The following is a 17,160-nucleotide window of genomic DNA, read 5'->3' as shown; positions in this document are numbered from 1 at the left end:
GGCTTCTGGGGGCAGGGCAGTGCGCTATGGTTTTGGTGTCACGCCCGGAGATGGCACATTGATGATGATGGGTTGTTGGGGCGAAGATGGTGCGGACTGGGGTGGCGGCTTCCCAGCCGTCCAGATTGTCGAAATAACGCCGATGATGCCAGCGACTGCAATCGTCCCAATGCCGATAAGTGCCCCGTGGGTCCAACGGTGGTTGTCCGCGATTGCCTTGTGCATGTCGGCTTGGCTCTTCGCTATGTCTGCGCGTAACGCAGCGAAGTCTGCCTTAGATGCGTTGGTGAACTCCGACCACTCCGCCTTCGTTTCACGACGCAGCGTATCCAAATCTGCCTTGGTGGGCAGATTTTTGATGGCCTCTTCTAAGGCGGCGACGCGTGCTTCCATGTCCCCATTATCAGTTGGTGGCCCGCCGCCTTTCAACCTCTGCCCGGAGTGCGCCTTCAGCTCCAGCCCTCGCATTATCTGCTCTCTCTTGCGAGAGACTTCGTCTATGTGCTCAACCATTTACGAGCTTCTCCAACGCGGCAATAAGTTCGTCGGTTCGCTCTTCTGCCTCTGCAATTTGATCTGAGGTCTTCTGGCGTACCGCTTCTAGCCTTCCAATAGCCTGATGCGAAACGCTTGGCATCTCTTGGAGTAGTTCAATAAGTTCTTCCACGGCACTCTGCAGGGCTCTTGTGGTCACTTGTTGGGAAAGATGAAGCCGCACACTTGCGAGTGCAAAGTCTTGAATTGTTCCATCTATAGTCATGAGCAACTCGTTTTTCAATGCTTCATAGTCCACCAGGCTAGCACCTTGCCAGCTATGTTGATGCACTCAGAAGCCTTGCGAAGATCAATTCGCTCTTCGTCGGGGTAGTCCACGATGTTGTCACTGCGAAGGACCAGGGTGCCGTCAGAAAGTATTAGGGCTTTCTTTAACAAGAGGCGGTTGTAAACATCGATGACGTAAATACCCTGTGCGTCAATGGTCCGCTGTCCCATATCTACAAATACCAAGTCTTCATCTTGAATAGTTGGTTTCATGCTGTGGCCGTTGCCCGTCATGATCTTGATGCGCTCAGGGTTGACGGTCCCGATCTTCTTGCGGACCCAGCTTTCCAAGACATCGAGGTGGCGGACGATCTGCACCGCCTCATCCATGTGCGAGCCCGGACCCATCGACGGCCGGACAGACAGATGCTGCAGGCGGACGTAGCCAGGCGGCGGGGTGTCATCGATGACCTGGATAACGTTCTCCCCATGTTTTGAGTTGTCGGCGGTAGTCCCTGGCGGGTAATCGGGCAGCCCCCAGTGCGCTGGCTGGACCACGTCTGCGAAGTAGCTCCAGAGCTTAGGGAGCTTGTCCTTGCTGATGGTCCCGCGATTCACCCAGTCTTGGATGGATGGGGGCCTTACCTCAAAGTGCTCGGCCACCTCCTTCTTGGAGACGCCCTTCAGTTCGATGGCTTCAGCGATGGCTTGGCCTAATTTTTCACCAGTAAGCATTGCCTAATGTTCCATGTGTGGGTGTGCGTAGGCAATGCCTATTGATCAAAATTAGGCAGAGCCTTATCATGGGGTATGACGTACTCACACCCCGGACTTGCGGTGCAGGCGGTTGTCGACCTTGTCGGCAGCCAAGCTGCCCTGGCTCGTGCCTTACAGGTATCCGCGCCCACTGTGAACCAGTGGATCAAGAGGCGGCGTCCTGTTCCGAAGGCGCTTAGCCCCAGGATCGAAGCGCTCTCCAGCGGGACGGTCTCCCGCCGAGACCTCCGCCCCAACGACTGGCAGGACATCTGGCCCGAGCTTGCACAGCCCGCCGCACAGGAGCAGGGCCATGCATAAGGCTCGCACTGTCAAGCGTCCCGGCCCGCTGCCGCACCAGCAGCGCCTGCACAGCGCCCTGCAGCGCCACCGCAATACAGCTCTGCAGCGCTGGGAGTCTGAAATCACCTACTACGAAGCCTTGCAGACGGCGGGGTCCGCGCCGGTGACTCCTGCTGTGCTGGGCACCTACGAGGCGCAGGAAAAGCACATCGGGGCTGCAGAGGGCGAGGTCACATGGAGCTTCTCCGAGTTCCCCGATGCACCTTCCTCGTTGTGCCGGCGCGCCATCTCCATCACCGACCTTGAGGACCGCATCGTCATCAAGGTGGGCTTCGCCGAGCTGCGCCTGACCCGTGAAGAGGCCGCGCGCCTGTTCTCGATTGGCCGCGACACCGGCGGCGAGCAGCAGGGGTAGGTGGGAGGGATTCCCATCCTCCCACGCCTGCTGCCAATCCCTCTCATTCATTCCTAGGAGTAGTCCCGCATGCGTGACACCCACGAAAAGCTGAGCCGGGCTGAAGCGGCTGCATTCAGGGCGATCCAGGTGATCCTGGCCGACCTCGACGCTGAGCAGGCCGAGCGGGTGCTGGCCCGTGTCCAGGACCAACTGGACGAAGACGCTGGCGGGCCCATGTTCGCGCGCGGCATTGCCGGTCCCCTGGGCAAACTGGACATCCCGCTGCGCACCAAGGTGGACGAGGCCACGGCCGACCTGTTCCTGCGCCACTGCGGCCAGCAGGCCACGGACACATCGATGGTGCTGCGCGACTGCGTGTACGCCCTGGTCTACGGCAAGACCTATCGGCAGATGGTGGTGGAGAAAGTGAACCATGACGCGCAGCGTACCCAGGCGCTGGCCAAGCTCATAGGGCCTTTTGGTAGCCCCGAATTCGGAGGGCATGCCCAATGAACGCGATCACAGCAATTTCCGCAGCCGTGCTGATGATGAGCAGCCGCCAGATCGCTGAAGAGACAGGGAAAGAGCATTTCCACGTCATGCGAGACCTGCGGGCCCTGAAGGATCAACTGGGCCCCATGTTCAAGGGGTCTATCCAGAACTGGATACACCCCCAAAACGGACAGAGCTACGAGGAGTTCTTGATCGACAAGGACACCTGCCTGACCCTGCTGCTGGGCTACGACGCCGTGGCGCGCATGAAGGTGGTGAAGCGGTGGCAGGAGCTGGAGGCTCAGGCCGCGCCAGCGGTGCCGCGCACGATGTCTCAGGCGCTGCGCTTGGCCGCTGAACAAGCCGAGCAGATCGAGCAGCAGCAGGCCGCCCTGGCACTGGCCGCGCCCAAGGCCGAATACGTGGATCGCTACGTGGCCGCCAACGGCGCGAAGGGCTTCCGTCAGGTGGCCAAGCTGCTGGGCGCGAACGAGCACGCATTCCGGGCCTGGCTGCAGGACGAAAAGATCATGTACCGCCTGGGCGGCGAGTGGACTGCGCACCAGTGTCACATCGATGCCGGCCGCTTTGTCGTGAAGACGGGTGTGGCCCAGGCCAACGAGCATGCCTTCAACACCACGAAGTTCACCCCCAAGGGCGTGAACTGGGTAGCCGGCCTGTGGGGCCAGCACCAAGCCCGCCTGGCGCAAGGGGAGCGTGCATGAACCTCGCTTCCATGCTGGACCGTCCAATTGCCTTCCAGCGCTCGTTCGTTCACCTTGGCGCTGGCATCACTGGCGCGCTGATGCTCTCCCAGGCTGTGTATTGGGCCAACCGTGGTTCTGACGACGATGGCTGGTTCTTCAAGACGCAGGTGGAGTGGGAGGATGAAACCGGCCTGAGCCGCACTGAGCAGGAGACCGCCCGCAAGAAGCTGCTGTCGCTGGGGCTCATGGAAGAGGCTCGCCGGGGTATCCCTGCCAAGCTGTATTTCCGAGTCAGCATCGATGCGCTGGTGAGCCAGTTGGAAGGCCTGGACACCCCCTGCAAACAAGATTGCAGGAATCCTGCAATCAAGGATGCTGGAACCCCGCAAACAGGTTCGCAGAAAACCCGCAAACAGGTTCGCGGGAAAGCTGCAAACAGGTCTGCAGGAATCCCGCAATCTAAACTAAGTAAGACTACAACAGAGACTACTTCAGAGACTACAGCAGAGAGTATTGCGCCGGGGGCTGAAGCCCCCCACGCTGCTGCTGAGCCGATGCGTGTGACGGCACCCAACGGGACCATCCACGAGATCCCTGCTGAGCTGCGCTACCCCGGTCCGGACACCAAGTCCCACAAGACCTGGATCGCATACGCCATTGCCTACGAGGGCCGGTATCGCAGCTGGCCCGTCTGGAACCAGACGGTGGGCGGCCAGATCTGCAACTTCATCGACCGTGTTGGCGCCGAGGTCGCCCCCCGCATCGCCGTGCACTACGTGCGCCGTGTGCAGGAAGACTTCATCGTCCGGGAGATGCACCCCGTCCGCCTGCTGCAGCAGAACGCTGAGAAGTGGGCAACGCAGTGCCAGACCGGCGTTGGGATGACCAGCACACAGGCCCGCCAAGCCGACCAGACCAGCGCGAACGCTGGCGCCATCGAAGAAGCCAAGCGGCTGATGCGCGAGCGTGCGGGCGCTGCCCAGGCCGCAGGCGCGGGTGCCGAACAAGGCCAGGGGGAGGTGATCGATGTCTGACCCCCACGCCACCGACTGGCTGCTGGAGGAGCTGGGCGCCACGATGGAGCTGAGCGGCCAGCAGGTCCGGCCTGCAGCGCTGCTGCTGCTGGCGGAAGATCTGGCCCACATCGACAAGCCTGTGCTGCGCCTGGCCCTTGCCCGCATCCGCGCCGAGCATCGCGGCCCGATCCTCACCGGCACCGTGCTGCAGTACGTGGACCACGCCATGGGCCGCATGCTGCCGGCCGAGGCCTACGCCCTGGCGCTGACCAGCGCAGACCAGCAGGCCACTGTGGTGTGGACCGATGAGATCGCCCAGGCCTGGGCCGTGGCCGCGCCGCTGCTGGATGCCGGCGACAAGTTCGGCGCCCGGCAGGCCTTCATCGAGGCCTACGGCAGGATCACCGGCGAGGCCCGTGCACTGCGCCGTCGTCCTGTGGTTCAGGTTAGCCTGGGGCACGACCCCGAAGCCCGCACGCGCGCCGTGCAGGAAGCCATCACGGCAGGCAGGCTGCCGGGCGGGCTGGAGGGCCTGACTGACGACCTGCGCGAGCAGCTGCAGCTGCCGGCCCCGCGCGCCGCCCTGGCGCTGCCGGCACCTGAGTCCATGCCCAGCGGCCCGAAGCGTGAGGTGCTGTCCAAGCTGGCCGCCCTGCGCGAAGCCTTTGCACTCAAGGCCGCGCGTTTCACGCCCGTGCAGGTCCAGGCCCGCGCCGGCCGCATGCGCCTGAGTCAGGCAAAGCGCCGCGCTGCCGCCGCCGTGGCGCAGCACCAGCAGGGGAGCCAGCCATGAGCGCCATCCATTCCGCCGTGAGCCGCGACTACCTGCGGCTGCCCTACACCTACACGCTGGCACAGGAGCTATCGGCCAGCGAACGGCAGCCGCTGCACCAGCGCAAGCGCGAGCCCTTGGCTGCTGCAGTCCTGGCCGCCGTGCATGCCGTCGGCTATGCCGCTCCCACCGTCCAGCACTGGCGCGACCTGGCCGACGCCGCGAACCTGTCCGAAACGCTGCTGGGCATGGGCGTCTTCACAGAGCCCGAGGCCGAGAGCCTGTTTGCTGATGCCTTGGTGGCCGTCGTGGACCTGGGCCGCAAGCACGGCCACGGACAGGAGATGCGCCTGAACGCCGTGCAGCTGGGCCACCTGGTCGAGTTCGGCGAGGCCTACGGCCAGGTGCTGGAGGTGATCCCGGCACGCACCTTCATCCGCGCGCACCGCGCCACCGAACGCCGTCTGCGCGAGCTGCTGGTCAACAGCCACGGCAGCGACACCCATGAATTCATCGTCGTCTGATCATCAATGGCAGCAACACCAAATCAATCTCAGCGCGGCAGCCGTGGCGCACCTCGTCAAGCTGACCCAGCAACCCGGGTGGTGGGAGTACGTCAAGGCCAGGGCCAGGAAGCTGGACAGGGACGAGTCCCGACTGTTCGTGGACATCGAGCAGCAGGTGGTGCAGCAGCTGCAGGCGCTCGCGTGGCGCCCGCCGCCCCGCGCGTGACGGTGCCGGCTGGCCACCAAGGCCCGATTACGGTGCTGGGCATGGACCCGGGCAAGCACACGGGGCTGGCCTGGATCGTGGACGGCCAGCTGCAGGCGCTGGAGGAGATTGCACCAGCGCAGATCCTGCAGACGCTGCAGGGCAGGGCGCCCACGCTGGTGATCTTCGAAGACAGCCGCAAGGCGCGGAAGACCTGGACCGGCCAGGGCAGCGCCGCGGCGCGGGCCAAGATGGCGCGTAACGTGGGTGAGATCGATGCTTGGTGCGTGCTGATCGAGACCCTATGCGCCAGCCTCGGCATTGCCTGCCACGGCATGCCGCCCAGCGCGAAGGCCGGCAGTGCCCACGGCGCCAAGATCGATGCCGCCACCTTCAGTCGCCTGACCGGCTGGGCCGGTCGCAGCAATCAGCACCAGCGTGACGCCGCCATGATCGCGTGGTCCTTCCGGAGGGCACGGCCATGAAGCGCATCTACATCGCCGGCCCGATGACAGGCCTGCCAGAGTTCAACTACCCGGCCTTCAACCGCGCGGCCGCCGTGCTGCGCGCCCAGGGCCACCACGTCGAGAACCCTGCGGAGAATCCCGCGCCAGCGTGCGGCAGCTGGGCCGGCTACATGCGTCTGGCGCTGCCGCAGCTTTGCACCTGCGATGCCGTGCACCGGCTGCCGGGCTGGAAGCAGTCGCGCGGCGCCCGGTTGGAGAGTTTTGTGGCGCGCGTGCTGGGTCTGGAGGTGCAGGACTTCGATGCCAGCGCAGGGGAGGGCGGCGCACATGCTTGATTTCCGCCCCGACCTTCCGCGCCGTGGCCAGCGCGGCCCCGTGCGCACCGCGCCCCAGCACCCGCCCCTGTGGCGTGGCGCCGCAATGCGCGAGCGCATTGAAGGCCCCGATATCCTGGGGCGCTACCGCTTCTCCGTCTGGTCGGAAAACCGCTGCTGCCGCCTGGAACAGTACGGCCCCACGCGTGTGTGCGTGATGGGCGACCACGGCTTTCTGGTGCAGGTGGATGTGGAGGGCGACATCCGATGATCCAGAACCGGAGCACCTGGCCCAGCCGCGGCTTCGGCCGCCGGCTCGCCGTCGCGCCAGCGCAGGACCGCGAAGAGCGCCTGGCGCAGCGTGCGGCCCGCGCCATGGACAGCGCCCGCGCCACTGCCGGCATGGCGTGCACCAGCATCGTTGTGATGGGCGGGGCCAGCACGGGCTTGGTCGTGCCCAAGGCCGAGAGCCTGGAATGCGAAGCCTACCGCCGCGCCGTCGCCGCGCTGCCTTGCATCTGGTGCGGCATTTTCGACTACAGCCAGCACGCCCATCTGAACCTGGGCAAAGGCTTCGCGCTCAAGACAGACGACCGCACCGGATTCCCGCTGTGCTGCACCCGGCCGGGCATCGAGGGCTGCCACGTCGCTTACGACCGATACCGCCTTGTTGACGGCGGCCGCGAAGCCCATCGGGACTACGGCCTCGAATGGGGCCGCATCACCCGCCACACGATTCTTGAATCCGGCCAATGGCCACAACGTCTGCCCCTCTGGAGTGAAACCGCATGAACCAAGCCACCACCAGCACCATCCACAAGACGCCCGGCGGCAATCCGGACACTGGCGCGGTCGAGGCCGTGCCCACGCTGACGCAGGTCTATGAGGCAATCCGCCAGCTGCACGAGGCCGGTGAAGAGCCCACGCGCGACCGCATCCACAAGATGACAGGCCTGAACCTCACCACGGTGGACGACCGCATCAAGGTGCTGCGCGGCGAGGGAATGATTGCGGCGGTGAAGCAGTGTTACCGCCCGGTGCACCAGCATGGGCCAGCGCGGGATGTCGTCATCGTTCACCTCAACGATGGGCGGACCTTGGTGGAGATTGGGGAGCATGTGTTGCATCTGGTCCGCCCCGAAGCCGCGCGCCTCGGTCAGGGACTGGCAGGCGTGGCGCTGGAGCACACGGCCCTGACGCGCGTCACGGAGTTGCAGGACCAACTGCTGGAGGAGGTGGCCAGACGTAGAGACCTGGAGCGCGAAGTGAAAGCGCTAAAAGCTCAGCGGCGTGTTGACGGACGTCAGGGTGATCTGCTCAGTGCGCTGTCGGGCCAAGCTGCAGCGTAGGGTCAAGAAAAAGCCAGATGCGCGCGGGCTTTTTCGAGTCAAACGGCCCGCGCAGTCTGCAAGGCGGCCAGCACCTTGCGCTGGTCCAGCGTTGAGGCGGCGCCGCCCCGCAGCATGCACAGCTGTCCCGAAAGTGTGTTGCGCGCCAGGGCGCCCACATCGCCGCCGCGCTGCACGGTGCCCAGCATTTCCCAGCCCGGCAGCTCAATGTGCTGATACAGCCGCCAGGGGCCTCCTGGTGTGACGATCAAGCGGCCCCGGGGGCTCATGCGGACAGCTCATCCGCCTGCAGGCGGCGATAAGCGTCTGCCGGCGATGCGGCATCGGTCCACAGCGTGGCGCCGTTGCTACCGTTGCCCACGTAGACCAGGCCGGCCCGGTTGTACTCGGCGTTCCACAGCACCTGCCACACGCCATCGGCGTCATCAGCGGCCACCTCGTGCAGTTCCCAGCCTTGCGTGGCGCCTTCGAGGTCGGCCAGCAGGTTGGCATCGAGTTCGATGATTTCAATCTTGCGCATTGGGAATCCTTTTATGGTTTGCCCCTCATTGACGGGAGGCGCCGCTGGCGGCGGTGTGCTGCCATGGAGTCAATATTAATGCGCAATCATTGCGCAGTCAACGCCTTTTTTCAGAAGCCACTCAAGCCGCGTTTGCGCGCTCCACTTCCCAGCCCAGGCAGGCCAGGGCCACGGTGCGGGGCACGGGCTTCTCGCCGGTCAGGTAGTACAGCAGCATGCGGCGTGAGATACCCAGGGCCTCGGCTGCAGCGGTCTGCGTGAGGCCATTGCGCTGCATCCATTCCGTGATTTCTTCGGCTGTGTGGGCGGTGGGGGGTTTGGCTGTCATGCCGGAATTCTATGCGCAACTGTTGCGCAATGTGGCGCGTCGCGCGGAGCGCCCCGGCTAGGGTTCGACGGCCCTAGGCCATGCCGGAACACTTCCGGCCATGGCCCAACGTCCTGCCGGCAAGTCCGAGCCTCCAAAGAAACCTCTCCCCAAGAAGCCTGCTGCCCCCAAGAAGGCCGCAGGCTCTGCCGTTCCTGCGAAGCGCCCAGCGGCCAAGAAGCCTACGAGCGCGACCGCGAAACCCGCATTGAAGAAGGCCCCGGCAAAAAAGGCCGCCCGCATCAAGAGCACGGATGCCCAGGCGCTGACCGCGAGGGAGTCGAAGTTCATCGATGAATTCCTGGTGGACCTGAATGGAACCCAGGCGGCGATTCGAGCCGGCTACAGCTCCAAGACTGCCCGGCAGATCGCCTCTGAGAACCTGTCAAAACCTCACATCCAAGTCGCGATTGCGGAAGCCCGAAAGCAGCAGCAGGAGCGCACGCAGATCACTGCCGACGCCATGCTGCAGCAGGCTTGGCTGATCGCCACAGCCGATGCACGCGAACTGATCGAGACCAAGGTCGCATGCTGCCGCCATTGCTGGGGGGAGAACTTCCGCTACCAGCGCACCGTCAGCGAGATGAACCAGGCACGCGAGTCATGGCGTGCTGAAGGCAAGGCGCCCGAGGATTTCGATGAAGAAGGCGGCATCGGTTTCAACCCCCACCGGCCGCCGCACCCGGACTGCACTGCATGCGTTGGGGATGGATATGCACGCGAGGTCATCAAGGACACCCGCTACCTGAGCCCAGCCGCTGCCCAGTTGTATGCCGGCGTGAAGCGTACGAAAGATGGCCTGCAGGTCCTGACGCACAGCAAGGAGGCCTTCGCAGAAAAAATCTGGAAGTACCTGGGCATGTACGAGAGGGACAACCAGCAGAAGTCAGACCCGCTGGCCGCGCTGCTGCATCGCATCTCCAAGGAGAACGGCAACGGCTTCGCGCCCATCGCAGATGACCCGGAGCGCACAGGCCCCCGCGCGTGCTCCACGCTGCAGGTGAAGCAAGACCCGGCGGACGAGGAGGATTGAGGCTGTGGCCGCGCGCGTCCACAGTGCTCCCCTGAACCGGCTCCCCGACACGCCCGAGGAGCTGGAGCGGTGCTTGCGTGATCCCGAATGGCGCCTGTTCTCCGGCTGCCTGTACAAGATCATGGTCAAGGGCGATTCCAAGGATGGGGAAGAGGCTGACACCTTCACCATGCCCTTCCGGCCCAATCGCGCGCAGAAGCGTTTCATCAGCCGGCTCTGGCACCGCAACATCATCCTGAAGGCGCGGCAACTGGGCTTCACCACGCTGATCGCCATCCTGTGGCTGGACCATGCGCTGTTCAATGCGGATCAGCGCTGCGGCATCATCGCGCACGACCGCGAGGCGGCCGAGGCCATCTTCCGGGACAAGGTGAAGTACGCCTACGAGAACCTGCCCGAGGAGATCCGCGACCGCTTCCCCCTGGCGCGCGACAGCGCGGTCGAGCTGCTGTTCGCCCACAACAACAGCAGCGTGCGCGTGGCCACGTCCATGCGGTCGGGCACGATCCATCGGCTCCACGTCTCCGAACTGGGCAAGATCTCGGCGCGCTTCCCGCATAAGGCCAAGGAGGTGATGACCGGCTCCATTCCGGCCGTGCCCACCACCGGCATCCTGGTAATCGAGAGCACGGCCGAGGGCGCCAACGGCGAGTTCTACCACCTGTCCCAGCGTGCGGAGGCACTGCACTACACGCACAAGAAGCTTAGCCCGCGCGACTATCGCTTCCACTTCTACGCGTGGTGGCAGGAGCCCAACTACCGCATGGACGCGGGCCTGGTCCATGTCGCGCGCGAGCAGCACGACTATTTCGACCAGGTCGAGGTCGAGATGCAGTGCACCATCGATCTGGAGCAGCGGGCCTGGTATGTGGCCACCCAGGAAGCGGACTTCCCCGGCGCGCCCGAGCGCATGTGGCAGGAGTACCCGTCCACGCCAGCGGAGGCATTCCAGCAGTCCAGCGCGGGCCGGTATTACGCCAAGGCCATGGTTGCGCTCACGAAGCGCGGCGGCATCACCTCGGTGCCCGAGCTGGATCTGCCGGTCTACACGTTCTGGGATATCGGGCGCGCGGACGGCACGGCCATCTGGTTCATGCAGTCCCTGCGCGGCGAGGACCGCTTCATCAACTACTACGAAGAGCACGAGGAAGACCTGCGGCACTACGTGCGCCACCTGCAGGGCCTCGGCTACGTGTTCGGCGCGCACTTCCTGCCGCACGACGCGAATCACAAGCGCCTGGGCGACACCAACCGATCCACCAAACAGCAGCTGCAGGCCCTGATGCCTGGCCAGAAATTCACGGTGGTGCCTCGCATCACCGAGCTGCAGACGGGCGTCAACCTGGTGCGCAAGCACCTGCGCGGCGCCTGGTTCGACCGGGAAGCCTGTGCCTTTGGCCTGGAGCGCCTGCGCGGCTACAGCAAGAAATTCAGCCGGGCGCTGAACAAATTCATCGATGAGCCCGACAAGTCCAACGGCTGCACGGAAGGCGCGGACGCGCTGCGGCAGTGGGCGCAGGCGAAGGAAAGCGGGCTCTTCAACCCCAATGACGATGGGTACGGCGCGCGCGCTGAGCCCGAAGAGGAAGAGGATGCGCCGGACTGGCGCGCGTGAGGCACTGCCATGAACTATGCAACCCCCCCAAGCACTGCAGACCTGGGCGCGGCGCTGACGCCGCACGAATATGCCCGCATCATCGATGACATCCTGGAGCAGCCGCCGTGGCGCCGCCAAGCCGACATGGAAGCCGACTATGCCGATGGCAACCAGCTCGGTAGCGAACTGCTCGCGCGCATGAAGCGCTTCGGTATCCCACCAGCCAAGGAGAACATCATCGGCCCGGCGATTGCGGCCGTGTGCGGCTACGAGGCCAAGACGCGGACGGACTGGCGCGTGACACCCGACGGCGACCCAGGCGGCCAGGACGTGGCCGATGCGCTCAACTTCCGCTTGAACCAGGCAGAGCGCCACAGCCGGGCAGATCGCGCGATCAGCGATGCGTTTAAGCCGCAGGTGAGCGTGGGCCTTGGCTGGGTGGAGGTTGCACGGGCCAGCGATCCCTTCGCCTACCCCTACCGCTGCCGGTATGTGCACCGCAATGAAATCTGGTGGGACATCCGGGCGCAGGAGGCTGATCTGTCCGACGCCCACTGGCTGCTTCGGGAGCGCTTCATCCGCAAAGACCGGGTCGCGGCGGCATTCCCCAAGCACCGCGAGCTGATCATGCGCGCGGACTCGGCATCTGGCCCTGGCGGCTACGGCGGCTATCTGGGCGAGGGCGGCTATTCCACGGGCCTGGTGCCGGGCCTGGATGTATCCCGCGCCTGGACGCCGCGCGAGCATGCCTGGTATCGCTCGGAGACCGACGAGCTCAGCCTGTGCGAGCTATGGTACCGGCGCTGGGTGTCGGCGCTCGTGCTGCGCCTGCGCGGCGGCCGCGTGGTCGAGTTCGACGAGTCCAACCAGCAGCACCGCCTGGCCGTGGCCTCGGGCGCGGGCACGCTGTCGCGCGAGACCGTCACGCGGCTGCGTCGGTCCTACTGGATTGGACCCATCTGCCTGCACGACGGCCCCACGCCATACCCGCACCAGCATTTTCCATACGTGCCGTTCTGGGGCTATCGGGAAGACCAGACGGGCATGCCCTTCGGCCTGGTGCGCGACATGCTCTTCCCGCAGGACAACCTGAACAGCACCATGGCAAAGCTGCGCTGGGGCATGGCCTCGCAGCGAGTGGAGCGGACCAAGGGCGCCACAGCGATGACCGATGCGCAGTTGCGTCAGCAACTGGCCAGGCCTGACGCAGACATTGTTCTCGACGCAGAACACATGCAGCAGGAGGGCGCGCGCTTTCAGGTGCACCGCGATTTCCAACTCGATGCACAGCACTTCCAGTTGATGGAAGACAGCAGGCGCGCGCTGGGCCGTGTCAGCCCCGTCACGCCGGCCATGCAGGGCCAGGCCGGCACCGCGCGCAGCGGACTGCAGGAAACCACCCAGGTGGAGCAGTCCCAGATCGGCATGGCTGACTTGATGGACAACACCAAGGACGGGCGCACGATGGTGGGCGAGTTGCTGATGTCGCTGATCATCGAGGACATGGGCGACGAGGAGCAGACCATCGTGATCGAGGGCGACGTGCTCAACCCACCGCGCACCGTGGTGCTGAACAAGGCCGAAGAGGACCCCGACACAGGCTTGGCCTATCGGTCCAACGATGTGCTGCGCACGCGCATGAAGGTCGCTCTGGAGGACGTGCCGAGCACCAGCAGCTTCCGAGGCCAGCAGCTCAGCTCGCTGTCCGAGGCGGTGAAGTCCCTGCCTGAGCATATCCAGGTGGTTGCGCTGCCATTCCTGATTGACCTGATGGATCTGCCCCGCAAGAAGCAGGTGGTGGAGGCCATCCGCGCAGCATCGGGCCAGCAGACGCCGGAGCAGATCGAGCAGCGGGTGCAGCAGGAGGTGCAGGCCGCGCTGTTGAAGGCCGGCCACGAGTTGAAGGCGCGCGAGCTGGAAATGAAGGAGCGCATGACGGACGCCCAGATCAAGAAGGTGATGGCCGACGCTGTGCAGGTAGGCGTGCAGGCCGCCTTCTCGGCGATGCAGGGCGGGGCCCAGGTAGCCATGAATCCTGCCATCGCGCCCATTGCCGACGCCATCATGCAGGGCGCTGGCTACCAGAAGCCCAATCCAGGCGGCGACGACCCGGACTTTCCTGTGCCTGGCGTTGCGGCCGGCGGCCCAGCGCCGCAGTCTGGCGGTCCGGGCGCGGCCGGCGACATCGCCCAGGTGCGCGAGAACACCAGCCCCGCATTCCCGCCAATCCCTCAGGAGCCGGCGCGCGGCATGCAGGGGATCGAGACGGCCACCCCTGCCGACAACCTATAGCGGCTCACTCCGTCCAGAGTTGGATGCTGCGCGCGCGCGGCCTGACACTGTGTTCCACGTTGAAGGCGAAAGCCAGAGACGAGAAGCCTGCCCGTGATGGGTCGGCACCTCCCGCAGCTGGAGAGCGTGATGGTCGGGGCTTCGGCCCCGGCCTGATCCTCGAATCTGCGTGCCCCTTCAAACAGGCCCGGCCGGATAGCCGGGGATGTGGAGCACCTACATGCCGATGACCCCTGAGCAACTGCTCGAATCCGCCTTTGCAGGACAACTGGATCTGGACGCGGACGCGACCAAGACCGCCGAAGCCAGCAACGCCGCGAGCACTGCTGCTCCCGCAACCGCCACCCCTGGCGCTGAGCAAACTGCTGCAGCGCCTTCTCCCGCTCCTGCCGCTGCACCCGCTGCTGCAGCAACCCCGGCTCCTGCACCTGCTGCAGGCGCGGCGCCCGCTCAGGATGACGAGCCGGCCGGCGCGCCTATTGCCAGCAAGTCGGGCAGCTACACGATCCCGTTTGAGAAGCTGGCTCAAGCTCGCACCGAGCGCGACCAGTTCAAGGCGCGCGGCGATTCGCTGGAGAGCGAGAACGCCACCTTGAAGGCTCAGATCGACCAGTTGACCCGCAGTCAGCAAACCAACCTCGCACAGGCCCAGGCGGATGCCTCGGCTCGCGAGCAAGCGGGCGCGGCGGCAACTTCGGCTGACAAGAACTTGGCCATTGCCCAGGCCGCCGCCTCACAAGGCGTGGACATGGCCCTTTTCGGCGACTTCTCGGAGGAGGGCATCGCCAAGGGCGTGGCTGCGTTGGTGGACCAGCGTGCCGCAGCACTGGTGGACGCACGACTGGCCCAGGCGATGCAGCCGCTGCAGCAGCGTGAACAGGTCAGCGCCCGGCAGGCGCACGACAACGCGATCTATGCGGCCCACGCGGACGCGGACGAAATTGCCGACTCTGCCGAGTTCAAGCAGTGGGTGGATGCCCAGCCTGCTTTCGCGCGCGCAGCCGTGGCCAATGTCCTGCAGAACGGATCCGCCGCCGAGATTGTGGAAGTCTTCAGCACCTTCAAGGGTGCCAAGCCCGCCGCTTCTCCCGCAGCCAGCCCGGCCGCTCCTGCCAATGCCGTGGACGCGGCCGTGGCAAAGGCGAAAGCTGATGCAGAGCAGGCCGTGCCGGTGAGTCTGTCCGAACTGACGGGCGCGGCTGCTGGTGCCAGTGAAGCGGAGCGCGCGCAGGCACTGGCCAACAACCCCGCGGCGCTGCTCAACGTGATGAGCGGTATGTCACCGGCAAAGATCGATGCCTTGATGAACAGCTTGGCGTGAACCGCTGAATATTTTTTGAAACCCGGGCCACCTCGTGATGAGGCAGCCCTCTCCCCAAGACGGAGGACATATGTCCGGAAAAACCAATGTGGCAACCGGTTCGCCGAATGCCCAATTCGTCCAGGCTGCCGGGCTGTTCGCTCAGTCCATGCAGCGCAATTCGACGCTGAACCGCATGGTGGGCACCGTCCCCCAGGGCGAGGCTCACGTCAGCGCCGTGCTGAGCAAGCAGACCTCCACCGACATGCCCATCGTGCGAACGGTGGACCTGACGCGTGGCAAGGGCTCCGAGGTGGAGTTCCACTTCGTGCAGCCCACCAATGCCTATCCCATCATGGGCAGCCGCATGGCCGAGGGCAAGGGCACGGGCATCGAGGTGGACAACGGCCGCGTGCGCGTGAACCAGGTCCGCTTCCCCGTGGATATCGGCGACACGATGACCGACATGAATTCCCCCGTGGAATTCCGCCGCATCGGCCGGCCCATCGCGCTGTCGCTGATGAACGGCTACCAAGACCAGCTGATGCTGACCCACTTGGCCGGCGCGCGCGGCTTCCACGACAACATCGAATGGCGTCTGCCGACCGAGGCTCACCCGCAGTTCGCGGAATTTGCCATCAATGAAGTGAAGGCGCCTACCCGCAATCGTCACTTCGTCGCAGACGGCGATGCCATCAAGACCGTGGCCGCCAACGCGGGCGAGCTGGACATTGCATCCACCGACGTGCTCGGCATGGATGTGGTGGACAGCATTCGCACGACGATGGAATCGATCCCTCTGCCGCCGCCCGCCATCAAGATCCCCGAGGACAAGGTGGCCGAGGATTCGCCGCTGCGTGTGCTGCTGGTCTCCCCCGCGCAGTACCACGCATTCGCCCAGGACCCCGGCTTCCGCCAGTTCCAGGCGAACGCCCTGGCGCGCGCGTCCAAGGCCAACAACCACCCCCTGTTTCTGGGTGAAGTGGGCCTGTGGAACGGCATCTTGATCTGCAAAATGCCCAAGCCCATCCGCTTCTATGCTGGCGACACTGTCCGCTACTGCGCTTCCTACGAGACCGAGACGGAAAGCACCTGCATCGTCCCTGCCTCGTTCGGCACCACCCATGCGGTGGACCGCGCGATCCTGCTGGGCGGCCAGTCGCTGGCCCAGGCCTTCGGCAAGTCCAAGCACGGTGGCATGCCGTTCTTCTGGTCTGAGAAGGACTTCGACCACGGCGACAAGCTGGAGCTGCTGATCGGCGCCATCATGGGCGTTTTCAAGATCCGCTGGCTGGTGTCGCAGGGCAACGGCAAGAAGCACTTCACCGACCACGGCGCGACGGCCATCGACACGGCTGTGCGCATCATCGGCGAGCGCAACTGACGCGCCCCAGGGCGGGCGGTCGGCTGATCGCCTGTCCTCCGCTGAGTTCTTCACCATTTCATCGGAGGCCAACATGGCAACCATCACCAAAGTGCAGTCCGCCAGCAATCGCCTCGGCGCGACGCCGTGGGGCAACCTGAGCGCCCTGCATTACACCCTGGCCACCAATGCGGCCGGCGCGGCCCTGGGCGGCGACATCCTGACGCCCGCCATTCAGGGCACAAAGATCCGCCTGGGCCTGCTGCCCGCTGGCTTCAAGCTGATCGACAGCCTGGTCGTCGTTGCCGTTGGCATGACGGCATCCGTCACTGCCAAGATCGGCTTCGAGTATGCCGACGGCGTGGATGTGCCGGCCGTGCCGCAGGACGACGACTACTTCGGCGCTGGCGTGAACCTGGCCGCCACGGCGCGTCTGCGCAACGCCACCGCCAATCCGGTCATCACGCTGCCCAAGGATGCGTACCTGATCCTGACCGTGGGCGGCGCGGACAACGCCAAGGCCAGCGCGCTGGACTTGGTGGTGCTGGGCGTCCCCGAAGGCGTGGCCTGATCGAAGCCGCGCTCGCGGCGATGAACCATGCAGCAAGCCGGCCTGTCCGGCTTGTTTCACATGAACGGAGC

Annotated in this window: 25 protein-coding genes; 19 read left to right on the top strand and 6 right to left on the bottom strand. The window is 65.1% G+C overall.

Annotation, left to right across the window (positions count from 1 at the left end; all coding sequences use genetic code 11):
- Positions 1-24: 24 nt before the first annotated feature.
- Genes PO605_RS21000 through PO605_RS20990 form a run of 3 tightly spaced genes read right to left on the bottom strand, consistent with a single transcriptional unit; the run spans position 25 to position 1,497 of the window.
- Positions 25-513, bottom strand: coding sequence for a hypothetical protein (locus PO605_RS21000; RefSeq protein WP_272206836.1), 489 nt, complete (start codon positions 511-513; stop codon positions 25-27).
- Positions 506-793, bottom strand: a complete 288-nt coding sequence (locus tag PO605_RS20995) for a hypothetical protein (protein ID WP_272206835.1) — start codon at positions 791-793, stop codon at positions 506-508. The genes PO605_RS21000 and PO605_RS20995 overlap by 8 nt, the downstream gene beginning before the upstream one ends.
- Positions 775-1,497: a S24 family peptidase gene (locus tag PO605_RS20990; RefSeq protein ID WP_052195900.1), complete on the bottom strand. Its 723-nt coding sequence runs from the start codon at positions 1,495-1,497 to the stop codon at positions 775-777. Before PO605_RS20990 ends, PO605_RS20995 begins: the two co-directional genes overlap by 19 nt.
- A gap of 75 nt (positions 1,498-1,572) precedes the next feature.
- Between PO605_RS20990 and PO605_RS20985 the strand changes: the two genes are divergently transcribed.
- The 13 genes from PO605_RS20985 (at position 1,573) to PO605_RS20925 (ending at position 8,046) form a co-directional block, all read left to right on the top strand.
- Positions 1,573-1,839, top strand: a complete 267-nt coding sequence (locus PO605_RS20985; RefSeq protein WP_047475207.1) for a transcriptional regulator — start codon at positions 1,573-1,575, stop codon at positions 1,837-1,839.
- Entirely contained in the window at positions 1,832-2,236 is a 405-nt protein-coding gene (locus PO605_RS20980; protein ID WP_047475209.1) for a hypothetical protein, read from the top strand. The genes PO605_RS20985 and PO605_RS20980 overlap by 8 nt, the downstream gene beginning before the upstream one ends.
- Positions 2,237-2,305: 69 nt before the next feature.
- Complete coding sequence (locus PO605_RS20975) at positions 2,306-2,731, top strand: hypothetical protein (RefSeq protein ID WP_272206834.1); 426 nt, start codon at positions 2,306-2,308, stop codon at positions 2,729-2,731.
- A complete protein-coding gene (locus PO605_RS20970; protein WP_272206833.1) occupies positions 2,728-3,435 on the top strand; it encodes a phage antirepressor KilAC domain-containing protein in 708 nt (235 codons plus the stop codon). Before PO605_RS20975 ends, PO605_RS20970 begins: the two co-directional genes overlap by 4 nt.
- The gene (locus tag PO605_RS20965; RefSeq protein ID WP_272206832.1) at positions 3,432-4,451 is read left to right on the top strand and encodes a hypothetical protein; all 1,020 of its coding nucleotides are present in this window, start codon (positions 3,432-3,434) and stop codon (positions 4,449-4,451) included. Before PO605_RS20970 ends, PO605_RS20965 begins: the two co-directional genes overlap by 4 nt.
- Positions 4,444-5,226 carry a hypothetical protein gene (locus PO605_RS20960; RefSeq protein WP_272206831.1) on the top strand — a complete coding sequence of 261 codons (783 nt, stop codon included), beginning with the start codon at positions 4,444-4,446 and terminating at the stop codon, positions 5,224-5,226. The genes PO605_RS20965 and PO605_RS20960 overlap by 8 nt, the downstream gene beginning before the upstream one ends.
- Positions 5,223-5,729 carry a hypothetical protein gene (locus PO605_RS20955; RefSeq protein ID WP_272206830.1) on the top strand — a complete coding sequence of 169 codons (507 nt, stop codon included), beginning with the start codon at positions 5,223-5,225 and terminating at the stop codon, positions 5,727-5,729. Before PO605_RS20960 ends, PO605_RS20955 begins: the two co-directional genes overlap by 4 nt.
- Positions 5,710-5,937 carry a hypothetical protein gene (locus PO605_RS20950; RefSeq protein WP_272206829.1) on the top strand — a complete coding sequence of 76 codons (228 nt, stop codon included), beginning with the start codon at positions 5,710-5,712 and terminating at the stop codon, positions 5,935-5,937. Before PO605_RS20955 ends, PO605_RS20950 begins: the two co-directional genes overlap by 20 nt.
- Entirely contained in the window at positions 5,913-6,401 is a 489-nt protein-coding gene (locus tag PO605_RS20945) for a hypothetical protein (protein WP_272206828.1), read from the top strand. The genes PO605_RS20950 and PO605_RS20945 overlap by 25 nt, the downstream gene beginning before the upstream one ends.
- A complete protein-coding gene (locus tag PO605_RS20940; RefSeq protein WP_026062991.1) occupies positions 6,398-6,718 on the top strand; it encodes a DUF4406 domain-containing protein in 321 nt (106 codons plus the stop codon). Before PO605_RS20945 ends, PO605_RS20940 begins: the two co-directional genes overlap by 4 nt.
- The gene (locus tag PO605_RS20935) at positions 6,711-6,968 is read left to right on the top strand and encodes a hypothetical protein (protein ID WP_272206827.1); all 258 of its coding nucleotides are present in this window, start codon (positions 6,711-6,713) and stop codon (positions 6,966-6,968) included. Before PO605_RS20940 ends, PO605_RS20935 begins: the two co-directional genes overlap by 8 nt.
- Positions 6,965-7,489 carry a hypothetical protein gene (locus PO605_RS20930; protein ID WP_272206826.1) on the top strand — a complete coding sequence of 175 codons (525 nt, stop codon included), beginning with the start codon at positions 6,965-6,967 and terminating at the stop codon, positions 7,487-7,489. Before PO605_RS20935 ends, PO605_RS20930 begins: the two co-directional genes overlap by 4 nt.
- Positions 7,486-8,046 carry a hypothetical protein gene (locus PO605_RS20925; protein WP_034364647.1) on the top strand — a complete coding sequence of 187 codons (561 nt, stop codon included), beginning with the start codon at positions 7,486-7,488 and terminating at the stop codon, positions 8,044-8,046. Before PO605_RS20930 ends, PO605_RS20925 begins: the two co-directional genes overlap by 4 nt.
- Before the next feature lie 38 nt (positions 8,047-8,084).
- Here PO605_RS20925 and PO605_RS20920 read toward each other — a convergent pair whose 3' ends face one another.
- From PO605_RS20920 to PO605_RS20910, 3 genes are all read right to left on the bottom strand, one after another.
- The gene (locus PO605_RS20920) at positions 8,085-8,315 is read right to left on the bottom strand and encodes a hypothetical protein (protein ID WP_272206825.1); all 231 of its coding nucleotides are present in this window, start codon (positions 8,313-8,315) and stop codon (positions 8,085-8,087) included.
- Entirely contained in the window at positions 8,312-8,566 is a 255-nt protein-coding gene (locus tag PO605_RS20915) for a hypothetical protein (protein WP_272206824.1), read from the bottom strand. The genes PO605_RS20920 and PO605_RS20915 overlap by 4 nt, the downstream gene beginning before the upstream one ends.
- Positions 8,567-8,687: 121 nt before the next feature.
- Entirely contained in the window at positions 8,688-8,894 is a 207-nt protein-coding gene (locus tag PO605_RS20910) for a helix-turn-helix domain-containing protein (protein ID WP_244387975.1), read from the bottom strand.
- A gap of 100 nt (positions 8,895-8,994) precedes the next feature.
- On the opposite strand from PO605_RS20910, the gene PO605_RS20905 reads away from it, so the two are divergent.
- The 6 genes from PO605_RS20905 to PO605_RS20880 all read left to right on the top strand — a co-directional run bounded on the left by PO605_RS20905 (position 8,995) and on the right by PO605_RS20880 (position 17,089).
- On the top strand, positions 8,995-9,966 hold the full coding sequence (locus tag PO605_RS20905) for a terminase small subunit (RefSeq protein WP_272206823.1): 972 nt from the start codon (positions 8,995-8,997) through the stop codon (positions 9,964-9,966).
- 4 nt (positions 9,967-9,970) lie between these two features.
- Complete coding sequence (locus tag PO605_RS20900) at positions 9,971-11,581, top strand: terminase (RefSeq protein WP_238002570.1); 1,611 nt, start codon at positions 9,971-9,973, stop codon at positions 11,579-11,581.
- Between the two features lie 9 nt (positions 11,582-11,590).
- A complete protein-coding gene (locus tag PO605_RS20895) occupies positions 11,591-13,855 on the top strand; it encodes a portal protein (protein WP_272206822.1) in 2,265 nt (754 codons plus the stop codon).
- Between the two features lie 220 nt (positions 13,856-14,075).
- A complete protein-coding gene (locus tag PO605_RS20890; protein WP_272206821.1) occupies positions 14,076-15,176 on the top strand; it encodes a hypothetical protein in 1,101 nt (366 codons plus the stop codon).
- A gap of 70 nt (positions 15,177-15,246) precedes the next feature.
- The gene (locus PO605_RS20885) at positions 15,247-16,539 is read left to right on the top strand and encodes a phage capsid family protein (protein WP_272206820.1); all 1,293 of its coding nucleotides are present in this window, start codon (positions 15,247-15,249) and stop codon (positions 16,537-16,539) included.
- 73 nt (positions 16,540-16,612) lie between these two features.
- Positions 16,613-17,089, top strand: coding sequence for a hypothetical protein (locus PO605_RS20880; RefSeq protein WP_272206819.1), 477 nt, complete (start codon positions 16,613-16,615; stop codon positions 17,087-17,089).
- Positions 17,090-17,160: the final 71 nt, after the last annotated feature.

It is taken from the genome of Delftia sp. DT-2, from assembly GCF_028401915.1.
Taxonomy (GTDB): domain Bacteria; phylum Pseudomonadota; class Gammaproteobacteria; order Burkholderiales; family Burkholderiaceae_C; genus Comamonas; species Comamonas tsuruhatensis.
This window is presented reverse-complemented; position numbering and strand designations above follow the sequence as displayed.